Below are 13,497 nucleotides of genomic sequence, written 5' to 3' on the forward strand. Positions count from 1 at the left end.
GCTGGCGCTGGTCACATAACCTTCATACGCGTTTGGGGCGGTTTGCGTTAGGCTCCCCGGCTATTCTTTGCAGCCTCCCGCGATTGGATCGGAACGGTCGTTTCTCGCGGGCCCCGAGTCAGGTTTCCGCCCATGAATCCCTCACTGCAAGCCACTCCCCAACGCATCCTTGGGGCCGCGATTCTTGGCTTTCTGTGCTTACTTCTTGCCGCATGGATCTTGTGGTCGGCGCGCTCGGACGAGGACCATGGCGACGTTGGGCAAGCCGCCATCGGTTCCCTGGAGGCTGACTCCCTTGATCTGCGGGACACGCGCCTGCGCAATGCGTTCGCCTACCTTGTCCCCCAGTGCTATGTCATGCCCAGACTCCAGGACGGGGTGGTTCTCAACCCTTGCTACACCTGCCATCAACTGGGCGATACGCCCAATTATATCGACGACAGCCTCTTTCAGAAGGTGTTCCAGATGGCGGAGTCGGCACGAGAGATGCCCTGGCCGAATGTGTATGAGGATCGCTCGGAGCGGATCGAACGCATCGACGATATCTGGATGCGCGATCTGGTGCGCACGAGCAACTACGAGGCAAAGGATGGTTCGCTCTTGCTGGCGCGACGGTTGTCCGAACTGCCCGCGCACTGGGATCTGGACGGCGACCGTCACTGGAACGGTTATATCCCGGATGCCTATTTTCGATTCGACGAGCAGGGTTTCGACCGTGATCCGCAAGGTCAATACACCGGCTGGCGCGCCTTCGCCTACTACCCTTTGCCTGCAACCTACTGGCCAACGAACGGCAGTGCGGGCGATGTCCTCATCCGGCTGCCCGATGCCTTTCGGCGCCGCGCGGACGGGGAGCCGGATGTGCGCGTCTACGCACTCAATCTCGCCATCGTCGAAGCCTTGATCAAGCGTGCCGATGTTCCTATCGATCCGGTGGACGAACGCGATTTTGGGGTCGATCTCGACCGGGACGGGTCGCTCGACCTCGCCGACCGGGTTCGCTACGACTGGGCGCCGCTTGAAGGTCGTGAGATGTCTTATGTCGGACTGGCGGCGCAACGGCTGGCGGAAGGGAAGGCCCACCTGGCGGGCGGGCTTTTTCCAGAAGGAACCGAATTCCTGCAGAGCCTGCGTTATCTGGACGCCGATGCGGCCGGGCGGATCCAGCCGGCGGCGCGCATGAAGGAACTGCGCTATGCCCGTAAGCAGGCCTGGTACAACTACTCCGAACTCAGGGGTATCGCTCAACGCGAGGGCGCCGAGCGCCGGGAATACGAGAACAACGTCGTCAAGGAAGCCCCCGGGGATTACGAGCGCGGGCTCTTCGCGCAAGGTTGGGTGTACCAGGGGTTTATCGAGGATCGCGCCGGCCAATTGCGACCACAGTCGCAGGAGGAGACGCTCTACTGCATGGGCTGTCACGGTGGCGTCGGTGTCACCGCCGATACAACCTTCGCTTTTGCCCGTAAGTTCAAGGCTTCCGCCGAGCACGGCGGCTGGTTTCACTGGTCGAGACGCGACGCTTCGGACCTCGCCGAGCCCTGGGTCGAGGTTCTGGGAGAGGGCGTTCATCCTGAGTACGGCTTCTATTTGAAGCAGACCCGTTCCGGGAGCGAGTTCCTGGACAACCCGGAATTGGCGGATCGCTTCTTTACTTCCGAAGGTATTCCTAGGGAAGAGGCGTTCGAGCGCCTGCGGCACGACATCGCCTTCGCGCTTCTACCCTCGCCTGAGCGGGCGATGCGGCTCAACAAGGCTTACCGTACCATCGTCGAGGATCAGGATTTCATCCACGGTCGCGACCCCAATCCAACGCCCTTTAATCGCGTGATGCCCGTGGTGCCCAAGGATTTGCCGACGGGGGTGGAGCAGGCGATCAAGACGGCGACGCATTACGATTGATCGATGGATGCCCGCTGACCTTCCAACGTCTTCCCGTCACATTAACTAGCGCGAATCATCGTCGCCAGTCCGTCCGATTCGCTGTCTAACCCGCCTTCGGAGTCTCAATCCGAGTCTGACTCCCTTGCTCGGGGCCGTCCCTGGCCGAGCCTGCCCTGAACGATGCCGTAACGGTGGATCAGGCGCGCCGCGCGCTGCTGACTAAGGCAGAATCCGAATCGGCGTCCCGTCCGGAACCAGGTTCCAGATCTCGTCGATTTCATGGTTCTGCACGGCGATGCAGCCGTGGGTCCAGTCGCGGTTGGTATAGAGACGGCGCATGCTTTCCGACTGGATATAGTTGGGAAGCCCGTGGAGCATGATCATGCCGCCGGGGTTGAACCCAAGCTGGCGGCTGGCGAGCTTATCCTGCTCGTTGGGATAGGAAATATGGATGGCCTTGTAAAAATTGCTTCGGGGATTGCGCCAGTTCAACACGTAATCGCCGACTGGCGTGCGTTGATCGCCCTCGCGGTATTTGTGGCCGTTGGGCGAACCGCCGAGTGCGACGCGGTATGTCCGAACCACCTGGCCCCGGCTGAGCAACTCGATCTGTCGTTCGGATTTTTTGACCACGACCTGATCGACGGGGCCGGTGGCCTTTTGCGTGACTGGAGGCGTGCTGCCGCAGCCCGTCAGCCCGAGTAGTCCGGTCAGCGCGAGCGCGGCGAGAACGTGCATCCCGAGCGGGCGGATACGCCGGTGCCGTGGCGGGGTACGGTAGATGGCGTGGGAGTGTTTGGCGTTGAAGTACATGGAGTGAGTCCTGAATCGACGGTGCCAGCGGCCGGCCGGCAAAGTTCATAATCAACGCCAGAAAGTTTATGTAAGCCGATGACTAAAATCCAGCTTTAGAATTCCGGCAGGACGCGGAGAAAGCAGGTTTTCAGATAGGCGGTCTCGGAAATGGCCGGATGCACCGGATGATCCGGCCCCTGTTGGCCGACTTCCAGCAACTGAAGATTCCGTCCGGACCGCCGCGCCGCGAGTTGAACCGAGCGCAAAAAGGTGTCGCGGTCCATGTGAAAGGAGCAGGAAGACGTCACCAGGAGTCCGCCGGGTTCCAGAACCTCGATTCCGAGCCGGTTGAGCCGCTGATACGCCTGGGTACCTTCCTTCTCGTCCTTGCGACGTTTGATGAAGGCGGGCGGATCGAGAATGACGGTGTCGAAGCGTTTGCCCTTGTCGCGCAGATCCCGCAAGACCTCGAAGGCGTCGCCATGCAGATGGTTGACGCGGTTGTCGAGACGGTTGCGGGCGGCGTTATCGGCGACCCGTTCCAGCGCGGTGTGCGAGCTGTCCACGCAGGTCACTTCCTCGGCGCCCAACGCGGCGGCGCGCAGTCCCCAGGCGCCGATATAGCTGCACACGTCCAGCACTCGCTTGCCAACCCCGTAGCGGGCGAGCCGGGTGCGATTCTCGGCCTGATCGAAAAACCAGCCGGTCTTTTGTCCGCTCAGGGGCGAGACCTCGAACGCCAGCTCGTGCTCGATTAGCGTCAGATGGTCCTCGGGCGTTCCGAGCACCGTTTCCACGCTACGCGGCAGTCCCTCCAGTTCGCGCACGGCGGTGTCGTTGCGCAGCACGATCGCCCTGGGCCGCAGCACTTGTTCCAGTGCGGCCAGGATCTCCCCGCGCACCCGTTCCATCCCGGCGGTCGTGATCTGCACCGCGAGCAGGTCGTCGTAGCGGTCCACGATCAGACCCGGCAGGCCATCGCTCTCACCGAACACCAGCCGATAAAAGGGGCGTTTGTAGAGCCGTTCGCGCAGCGCCAGCGCATCATGGATGCGTTTGAGCCAGAGGGTCGGACTTAGCGGATGGTTGCGGTCGCGCGTCACGATCCGGGCGCAGATCAGCGAATGCGGATTGACATACCCGTGCCCGATCCAGCGTTCGTGGTCGCTCAGAATCTCGACCGGCTGGCCCGGCTCCAGGTTTTTCAAGGGAGTCGCCTGGGTGTCGACCTCGTTGCTGTAGATCCAGCAATGACCGGCGAGCAGTCGGCGTTCCTGATCTTTGCGAAGGATAAGTGGCTGAGTCTTCATGTTTAGGTCTTCCGGTCGGAATGAATGCGGTAGTCGTGCAGCCTGCAGAGACTATCAGATGCGGGGCCGAAGAGGCGCGTCGTTGTGGAGATGGGCCGCCGTTCTCATTTTGGCGTCATCCGCCAGCGTAGGAGCCCGCTTGCGGGCGACATGATTTGCCAACAAGCATTGGGTCTGCCAACCCCCGTCGCCCGCAAGCGGGCTCCTACGTCAAAATGAATGAGAACGGCCGGGGAAAGGACCGCGACAGGGTGCCGCGATCGCCAAAGGTTCCGCGCGCGACCGGGGACGTCAGGCCGCGCCGGTACGGATGAGTGCGACCGTGAAATCCCCGTGGAGATAGTCGTCGGCGATCTCCATCCGGGCATCGAGATGTCGCGTCCACTCGCGCACGTCTTCCGGTAGGCACAGATTGTACTGAAGCGAGGAATCCCGCCCGGACAGCAGATTGAACACGAAACCTGCGGTCGACGCCCTGAAACAGCGTTCGATGAACGTCCTGGTCTCCTCGCGGGTCAGGGTGTTCATGGCCCCGCTGCAGACGTAATACGCAGCATCCGGCAGCGGCTCCCGCAGGATATCGAGGAGCAAAATTTCGCGATCGGTGCGCAGCCGAGCCGCCTCCACCATGGGTTCCACCACATCGATGCCGAGATAATGTCCTGGTCGGTCGCCGCGCGCGTCGAGGAAACGGAAAAAATCCCCAAGACCGCAGCCCGCGTCCGCGAGCGTGAGCGTTGACAGATCCGTGGGCAGAAAGCGCCGCAGGGCCTCGAAACGGGTGTATTGGCTGTGCTCGGAATTCCACTGAACTCCCTTGGCCGTGTGGCCGTGGTGTTCCAGCGAGTGGCGGTAAAAGTGGTCGGTTTCGACTCTGGGCATGGCGGAATTGATCGTGGGGCAAGGTGGATGGAGTATCGAGCCGCGCGGGCGCGGCGCGAAAACCAAGTTATCATAGCGGGAATTGCACGCTTCCGCAGTCTGTCGAACAAGGGATCGCCGCGCCAGAAACAGCGGATCTTTCCGATGAGAGAACGGAACCGCCACGGACTTTAGGCGATTTCCGGGAAAGCTTGTACCGGAATCAACGGCTTCACTTAACGGCAGTGCCGGCCCATGTGCTGGCGTAAGGCGCATGCGGTCGGCGCGTCGCCGGAGGCGGCGACCTGTTCCGGCGTGCCCTGCGCGACGATCCGTCCGCCCGCGTCTCCCCCTTCCGGCCCCAGGTCGAGAATCCAGTCGGCGGCCGCGATCAGGTCCAGGTTGTGTTCGATGACCAGGACCGAATGCCCGGCGTCGACGAGGCGTTGCAGGACGCTGATCAGGCGCTCGACATCCGCCATGTGCAGCCCGACCGTGGGTTCGTCGAGGACATAAAGCGTCGGGCGGCTGGCGCTGCCGTCGGCGCTCGGGCGTGCCTTGGCGAGTTCGGTGATCAGCTTGATGCGCTGGGCCTCGCCGCCCGAGAGCGTCGGGCTGGGCTGGCCGAGGCGCAGATACCCCAGTCCCACGTCCGCGAGCAGCGTCAGCGCGTGGTGGATCGCTGGATGCGCGGCGAAAATGCCGATGGCGTCGTCGACACTGAGCGCCAATACCTGCCCGATGTCGAGCCCCTTGAAACGCGCCTCGCGCGTTTCGCGGTCGAAACGGCTACCGCCGCAGATCTCGCAGATCATCCGCACGTCGGGCAGAAAGCTCATCTCCAGGGTCTGGATGCCCTGACCCTCGCAGGCCTGGCAGCGGCCCTCGGGGGTGTTGAAGGAGAACCGCGCCGGCCCCCAGCCGAGGATGCGCGCCTCCGGGGTGGCCGCGAACAGACGCCGGATGCCATCCCAGAAGCCGACATAGGTGGCGGGACAGGAACGCGGCGTCTTACCGATCGGGGTCTGGTCGACTTCCAGGAGGCGCGCGAGCCCCTGCCAGCCGGCGAGGCTGCGACAGCCGACCAGATCGCTCTTGCCGGCGCGCCCCGTGGCGGGCGGTTTCGTGGTCAACAGGTGGCCGAGACTGCCGGCCAGCACCTCGCGTACCAGGGTCGATTTGCCCGAGCCGGAGACGCCGGTCACGCAGACCAGCCGTCCCAGCGGCAGTCGCGCGTCCAGATCCTGGAGGTTGTGCAGTCTTGCCCCCTTGATCGTCAACCAGTCGGTTCCCCGACCGGTCGAGCGCGGCGGTTTGGAGACTTCATGGCGACGCCCGAGAAAGCGACCCGTGACCGAGTTCGGGTTGGCGATCAGTTCCTCGGCGGTGCCTTGCGCGACGATCTCGCCGCCCCGCGTTCCGGCGCCCGGACCCAGGTCGATGACGTGGTCGGCGCGCCGGATGGTCTCCTCGTCGTGCTCGACCACCACGACGGTGTTGCCCTTGGCCTGGAGCCGGACGAGGGTATCGAGCAGCAGTCGGTTGTCGCGCGGATGCAGTCCGATCGTCGGCTCGTCCAGCACATAACAGACGCCTTGCAGATTGGAGCCGAGCTGGGCCGCGAGCCGGATACGCTGGGCCTCGCCGCCCGAGAGCGTGGGCGCGGCGCGGTCGAGCGCCAGATAGCCGAGTCCGACCTCGGCGAGAAAGGCGAGCCGGTGGCGGACTTCGCTCAGCAGATCGCGGGCGATCGCGGTTTCGCGCGGGTTCAGTTCCAGAGCGTTCAGGACGGCGGCGATCCGGTCGACGGTCAGGGCCGAGAGTTCCGCGATGGAACGCTCCCGGAAGCGCACCGCCAGCGCCTCGGGATTGAGTCGCGCGCCGTGACAGACGGGGCAAACTGGGGCGCGCTGGCCCACGGATTCCAACCATTGACCTTCCTCGCCAGTCTGCTCGCCGTCGAAGCCGGTCAGGGCCAGGCCGGTGCCGAAACAGTCCGGGCACCAGCCGTGCTTGGAGTTGTAACTGAAGAGACGCGGATCGGGCTCGGGGAAGGCGCGGCCGCAGCCGGGACAGGCGCGGGCGGTGGAATAGGGGGTTTCGGTGCTCCAACGCTCGTGTTCGATCCGGACCGCGCGGACCTGTCCCTTGCCCAGATCCAACGCCTGATCGAGCAGGGCGCGCAGGGCCGGTTCGGCGGACGGCGTGACCGTCAGTTCGCCGAGCGGCAGGTCGATGGAGTGCTCGCGAAAACGGTCGAGCCGGGGCCAGTCGGCGGTTTCGACGGGTGCGCCGTCCACGCGCAGAAACGGCCAGCCCCTGCTGGCGGCCCAGGCGGCAAGCTCGTTGTAGAGTCCCTTGCGGGCGATGACCATGGGGGCCATGAGGCTGATGCGCTGACCGGCGTGATCGCGCAGCAGTCGCGCCAGGATGGCCTCGCGCGTCATCGGCTCGATGGGGATGGCGCAATCCGGGCAGTGCTGGACGCCGAGTTTGACATAGAGCAAACGCAGCGAATGGTGGATCTCGGTCAGGGTGCCGACGGTACTCTTGGCCCCGCCCCGGCTGGTGCGCTGCTCGATGGCGATGGTGGGCGGGATGCCGTGGACGGCGTCGACATCGGCGCGGGCGGCGGGTTGCACGAACTGGCGGGCATAGGCGTTCAGCGACTCCAGATAGCGCCGCTGACCTTCGGCGAAGAGGATGTCGAAGGCCAGGGTGCTTTTGCCGCTGCCGGAGACGCCGGTAATGACGGTGAGCCGGTCGCGCGGGATCGAGAGTGTCAGATCCTTCAGGTTGTGCTCGCGGGCGTGCAGGATGGAAATCGAATGGTCCGTGTCGCGTGGCGAGCGAGGCGCGGATGTCGGCTGCCAAACCTGATACGCGATGACGGGCGCTTCGGTGACCAGCGCGCGACGATGGCCGTGCAGTGCGCGTCCGGTATGGCTGGCCGGGTGTTCGGCGACCTGCTCCGGCGTCCCGCAACAGAGGATCTCGCCGCCTCCGTCGCCACCCTCCGGCCCCAGATCGATCAGCCAGTCGGCGGCGGCGATCACGTCCAGATTGTGCTCGATGACCAGCAGCGAATGACCCTGTTCGATCAGATGGCGGAAGGCGTTGAGCAACACGGCGATGTCGGCGAAGTGCAGCCCGGTGGTGGGTTCGTCGAGCAGAAAGAGCAACCCGCCGTCGCGCGCCCGGCGGCGTCCCGACTTGGCCAGATAACCGGCGAGCTTGAGCCGTTGCGCCTCGCCGCCGGAGAGCGTCGGTACCGGCTGGCCAAGTCGCAGATAGCCCAGACCGACCGCTTGCAGCGGCGCCAGCGCGCGTTGCAGATCCCGGTCGGCGGCGAAGAAGGCGAGTGCCGCAGTGGCGGTCATTTCCAGCATATCGGCGATGGAGCGGGCGGGCGCCTCGGCGTCCGACCCCTGGATGGCGACCTCCAGCACCTCGGCGCGATACCGCCGTCCGTTGCAGTCCGGACAGCGCAGATAGACATCGGCGAGGAATTGCATCTCCAGATGCTCGAAGCCGTTACCGCCGCAGGTCGGGCAGCGTCCGTTGCCGCTGTTGAAGCTGAAGGTGCCAGCGGTGTAGCCACGTTCTTTCGCCAGCGGTGCGCTCGCGAAGCGTTTGCGCAGCACGTCGAGCGCGCCGACGTAGCTGGCCGGATTGGAGCGCGAGGTGCGTCCGATGCTGGACTGGTCGAGCAGCAGGACATCGGCGACCGCTTCATCCCCGTCGATCCCTTCATGCTCGCCCGGCACGCCCTCCGGGTGTCCCTTGCGCTGGCAGAGCGCGGGGTAGAGAACATCCTGTACCAGGGTCGATTTGCCCGAGCCCGAGACGCCGGTCACTACCACCAGCCGGTGGAGCGGAATCCCGACATCGATTCCCTTGAGGTTGTGCGCGCGAACATTGCGGACACGAATCCAGGCGCTGTCCGCCGTCGGGATGTCAGGTGCGCGGGGCGGGGAGACCCGACGGCGGCCGGCGAGATAGTCGCCGGTGAGCGAGTCGGGCGCGGCCAGCAGTTCCGCCGGCGTCCCCTGAAAGACGATTCGTCCGCCCTGTTCGCCGGGGCCGGGACCGATGTCGATGATCCGGTCGGCGGCCAACATCACCTGCGAATCATGCTCGACCACCAGCAGCGAGTTCCCGCGATCGCGCAGTTGGCGCAGGATGTCCGTGATCCGGTCCAGATCGCGCGGATGCAGTCCGATACTCGGCTCGTCGAGCACAAACAGGGTGTTGACCAGCGCGGTTCCGAGCGCCGTGGTCAGATTGAGACGCTGCATCTCGCCGCCGGAGAGTGTGCGCGACTGACGATCCAGGGTCAGATAGCCCAGCCCGACCTCGCGGAGATAACGTAGCCGGGCGCGGATCTCGGTCAGCAGCAGGTCCATCGCTTGATCCATGGCCCCATCGAACGTCAGTGCCTCGAAAAAGGCGTGGGCGCGCGCGAGCGACAGTCGCATCAGATCATGGAGATTGAGACCGGGCAAGGTTTCCCAAACGCCGCGAGGCATGCCGACACGGGCGTGCCGGAAACGATCCGCCGGAGCCAGTGTCCGGTCTGCCAGCGATGGATCGCCGAGCCGCCAGTCGAGCGCCTCGTCCTTCAGTCGCGCCCCATGGCAGGCGGAGCATGTGTCATAGGCGCGGTAGCGCGAGAGCAGCACCCGCACATGCATTTTGTAACTGCGTCCCTCCAGCCAGTCGAAGAAGCGGCGGATGCCGTACCAGACGCCGTCATCCCATGGCCCCTCACCCTCGATGACCCAGTCGCGGTCGGCCTCGGTCAGATCCCGCCAGGGCACGTCGGTGGGGATGCCGCGCCGATGCGCGAAACCCATCAACTCTTCCTGGACCTCCGAGTAGCTGTCCGACTGAATCGGTTTGATGGCCCCTTCGATTAGCGACTTGGACGGATCCGGCACCACCAGCGACCAGTCGATGCCGATGGTGCGACCGAAGCCGCGACAGGTCTCGCAGGCGCCAGCGGGCGAGTTGAAGGAAAACAGATGCGGCGCCGGGTCGCGATAGACGATGTCGCAGTCCGGACAGTGCAGGTCGCCCGAAAACCGCCAGGGCGCGCCGGGTTGCCGGTCCGCGTCCAGCGGATAGACCAGGGCGCGGCCATGGCCCTTGGCAAGCGCGGTTTCCAGCGCCTCGATGGCGCGTCCGCGGTGGTCCGGCGTGAGTCGCAGGCGGTCCTGGATGACCTCGATACGGTCCGCGTCCGCGCGCAGCAGTCGCACATAGCCCTGCTGGGCGAGCATCTGCTTCACGCCATCCAGCCCAAGCGATGCGGGGACTGGCACTGGAAAGGCGACGAGCACGCGTCGCGCATCGCTGTCGGGCATGGCGGTCAGCGTAGTCCAAATGTCCTCGGCGGACTCGCGCCGAACCTCGCGTCCGCAGCCATGACAGAACAGCCGGGCGGCGCGTGCGAACAGCAGCTTGAGATGATCGTTCAGCTCCGTCATGGTGCCGACGGTGGAACGCGAGGTGCGTACCGGGTTGGTCTGGTCGATGGCGATGGCCGGCGGGATGCCCTCGATGCGATCCGCCGCCGGGCGGTCCATGCGGTCCAGGAACTGGCGGGCATAGGGCGAGAAGGTCTCGACGTAACGGCGCTGGCCTTCCGCGTAGACCGTGTCGAAGGCGAGCGACGACTTGCCCGAACCCGAGACGCCCGTCACCACGATCAGCGCGCCGAGCGGCAGATCGAGATCGAGGTTTTTCAGATTGTTCTGGCGCAGGCCGCGCAGGCGGATGGAGTCGTTCAAGGTGTTGGCAATCGGTCCGACTGGCTGGCGGTTCTGAGGATGAAAGATGGGGATTCAGGAGCGGATTCGCGAATGATCGCGTCGGGAAGGTCGAGAGGATCCAGGGTTTCGCCCAACTGAACCAAGTCCGCTTAGTTTAGGTGATTTCCGGGAAAGACTTTACCGATTTTCCGTTCGTCCTGAGCCCTGAGCCCTTCGGCTTCGCTCAGGACAGGCTTGCCGAAGGGTCGAAGCCTGTCATGAGCTTGTCGAATGGGATGATCGGAAAATCGCGCTCCGAGGCTGACATTGCCTCCGTTCATGGTTCGACCCTTCGACGGGCTCAGGGCTCACCACGAACGGAGGCAATGTCACCACTAGCGGATGCAATCTGGGTATGAACTTTTCAGGAAATGACCTTCGTTGGCCTATTGATCTGGACAATGGAGCCTTCGGGTGGAGCGATTACGCTACATCCAGGCTCCACGGTTCGCGCTTGGAAATAGCCGTCAGAGACGGTCGCGGTCGGCCGGTTCGCGGAAATCCCGCCGATCCGACCCGAAATGGCGCTCCGACCGATCATTGATGGCCGCACGCTGCTCATCGGTCAGGATAGCCGAGATCCGCTCGCGCACGTCGCTTCGGTTCAGATCCGGATTGGTCCGTTGCTCATCGAAAATGGCCTGGATGCTGGCGACCTGCTCGTCGGTAAGGTCGAGCCGCTCGGTCATGCGTTCCAAACGGCGGTCCAGGCGCGTCCGCATGGCGGCATCGCGCGTGGCTTTCTGTTCGTCGGTCAGAACCGCGTCGATCTGCTCGCGCAGCGCCTGACGTTGCAGATCGCGTTGCGCGCGCTCGGCCTCCAGGATCGTGCGGATCTCCGCCTGTTGCGTCTCGGTCAGGCCGAGTTGGCCGGTCATGCGTTCGATGCGCGTCTCGATGCTTTGCGCGGGGTCGAGGCCCCAGCCCTCGTGCGGTCTGGCTTGGGCGGGGTCGATGAACGATGCGCCGATGAGCAGGCCCGTGGCGGCGGCAATGCCCGTGAGTCCGGTGCGGATGCGTGAGTCTTTCATACCGTCATTCCTCTCGATTCGGTTGCGGGATCGGTTGGCGCTTGGGCCTCCCGAGTGCGGCGGAGCGGTTGGGCTCCGACGAGAGAGAGAATAAAGGGCGAGGGTGCATCGCTCGTGCAGGGAATGCGCAAGGATCGTGGATATTCGGTTGCGTCCGGACCGCCCACGACACGCCGGACACGGTTTAATAATGGCCCCGAATGTAATTGAGCGCCCGGCTGATGGACAGTTCGATGTTGGACGGACCGTTGCGGATGATGAACAACTCGCGCTGCTTGTCGTCGCGCAGAAAGGCCGGTGCATCGGCGCGCTCGCACTCGATGGCGCCGATGCGCCGTCCGTCGAGATCGTACAGATAGAAACGCACGAAACGCGCGTATTCAGGCCCCAGATGCTGGTTCAGCAGGTTCTTGAAATGGAGCTGACACTTGTCCTCGTTCTCGAACTTATCGGCGGCCATTCCGAGCACGGTCCCATCGTCGGCGACCCCCATCAGCAGGATACCGCCCTCGGTATTGAGGAAGGCGGCCACACCCTTGAGCCAGGCGAGTTCGATCTCCTTGCCCGCGGTCTGGGTGTGGAGATTCATCCGCATGGTGGATTTGAACTCCAGATGCGTCCCTTCGCCGGCGGCGATTAATTCCCGCAGATCCTGCTCCAGCCGGTGCCGATCGAGACTGAGCTTGGGCAGGTCGCGCAGTTGACGGCTGTATTTGCGCACGACCAAAAGGGCTAGACCGAGACTGGCGGCGAGGATGCCGAGCGCGGTGAAGGCGATGACATGCCAGCGGCTTTGCAGGATAGTCAGGGTCTCGGAGACTGGCAGGACTACGCCGATCCAGGCGCCATCGGTATCCTCGGTCAAGGGGCGAAAACCGCCCCACCAATCCTCGCCGCCGCTGTGAAAACGCACCAGATCGTCGCGCGGTGCGCCAGCGGTCTTCCAGGCCGCCACGGCGTCGAACTGAAGCGGTCCGCCAAGCCGTGTCTGGGCCGAGAAAAAGCCGCTGGCCTGGTGATCGTGGTTCAAGGCGTCAGTCGGCGCGGGCGGGATGAAGACGCCACCCTCGCCACTGAAGAGAAACCCCTGTCCCTGGTCGCCGATGGCGAGTTTCGCGATCGCGTCGAGAATGCTCTGAAGCGTCACGTCCATGGCCGTGACCCGCGCCTGATCGGCATTCGACCAAGCGATGGCCGCCGTGATGCCCGGTACCCGGAGCGAGGAGAACACGTAGGGCTGACTCCAGATGACTCGTCCGGGCGTTTCCAGCGCCTCGGTGAACCAGGGGCGGGAGCGCGGGTCATGGTCCGAGACGTCCTCGCGGCGCTCCAACTGACGCAAGGCCGCGTCCCAGCGGGTGATGCGGATCCGCGCCGCATCGCCCGGCGCGCGCAGCCGGGTCAGCCAGCCATCCCCGTCGCGGCGCAAAAAATACTCGACCCCATCGCCCGTGGCGTCGAGCGCCCCGGCAATCTGGGGAATGTGCGCAAGGGTTGGGATCAGATGCCGATTCAGCGCCGGCTCATCGGTCGGCGCGAGTCCCGCGCTCTCGATCCCGTCGCGGACGATCAGCAATTGTTGGCGCACCGGCAGCAACAGTCCGCGCACCTCGTCCTGTACCAGCACCGTGGCCGCCTCGATGCGATTGCCCGCCAGATCGTGCTTGATCTCGTCGATCAGCAGGAGATTGATCGTCACCAGCAGACCGACCGTGAAGGCGATCAGCAGGATGAGATCGCGCAGCAGACGCGAGCGAATCGGACCGGGGGAGAGACGCAGGAGCGAGGAATGGCTCATCGGGA

7 protein-coding genes are annotated in these 13,497 nt (G+C 64.5%); 1 reads left to right on the top strand and 6 read right to left on the bottom strand.

Translation table 11 applies throughout. The features are described 5' to 3' along the window. Positions 1-132 precede the first annotated feature (132 nt). Positions 133-1,902, top strand: coding sequence for a hypothetical protein (locus THIVI_RS02465; protein WP_014777067.1), 1,770 nt, complete (start codon positions 133-135; stop codon positions 1,900-1,902). Positions 1,903-2,103: 201 nt separating this feature from the next. On the opposite strand, the gene THIVI_RS02470 is transcribed toward THIVI_RS02465, so the two are convergent. The 6 genes from THIVI_RS02470 to THIVI_RS02495 form a co-directional block, all read right to left on the bottom strand. Next, entirely contained in the window at positions 2,104-2,697 is a 594-nt protein-coding gene (locus THIVI_RS02470; protein WP_014777068.1) for a L,D-transpeptidase family protein, read from the bottom strand. 95 nt (positions 2,698-2,792) lie between these two features. Next, positions 2,793-3,989, bottom strand: a complete 1,197-nt coding sequence (locus THIVI_RS02475; RefSeq protein ID WP_014777069.1) for a class I SAM-dependent rRNA methyltransferase — start codon at positions 3,987-3,989, stop codon at positions 2,793-2,795. 291 nt (positions 3,990-4,280) lie between these two features. Continuing rightward, positions 4,281-4,871, bottom strand: a complete 591-nt coding sequence (locus THIVI_RS02480) for a class I SAM-dependent methyltransferase (protein WP_014777070.1) — start codon at positions 4,869-4,871, stop codon at positions 4,281-4,283. Positions 4,872-5,086: 215 nt separating this feature from the next. Further along, positions 5,087-10,642, bottom strand: a complete 5,556-nt coding sequence (uvrA, locus tag THIVI_RS02485) for an excinuclease ABC subunit UvrA (protein WP_014777071.1) — start codon at positions 10,640-10,642, stop codon at positions 5,087-5,089. A 488-nt stretch (positions 10,643-11,130) separates the two neighbouring features. Further along, positions 11,131-11,694 (bottom strand): Spy/CpxP family protein refolding chaperone, encoded by a 564-nt coding sequence (locus THIVI_RS02490; RefSeq protein ID WP_014777072.1) that lies wholly within the window; start codon positions 11,692-11,694, stop codon positions 11,131-11,133. 184 nt (positions 11,695-11,878) lie between these two features. Then, positions 11,879-13,492, bottom strand: a complete 1,614-nt coding sequence (locus THIVI_RS02495) for an RNA-binding domain-containing protein (protein ID WP_014777073.1) — start codon at positions 13,490-13,492, stop codon at positions 11,879-11,881. Positions 13,493-13,497: the final 5 nt, after the last annotated feature.

Origin of the sequence: Thiocystis violascens DSM 198, assembly GCF_000227745.2 — a bacterium.
GTDB lineage: Bacteria > Pseudomonadota > Gammaproteobacteria > Chromatiales > Chromatiaceae > Chromatium > Chromatium violascens.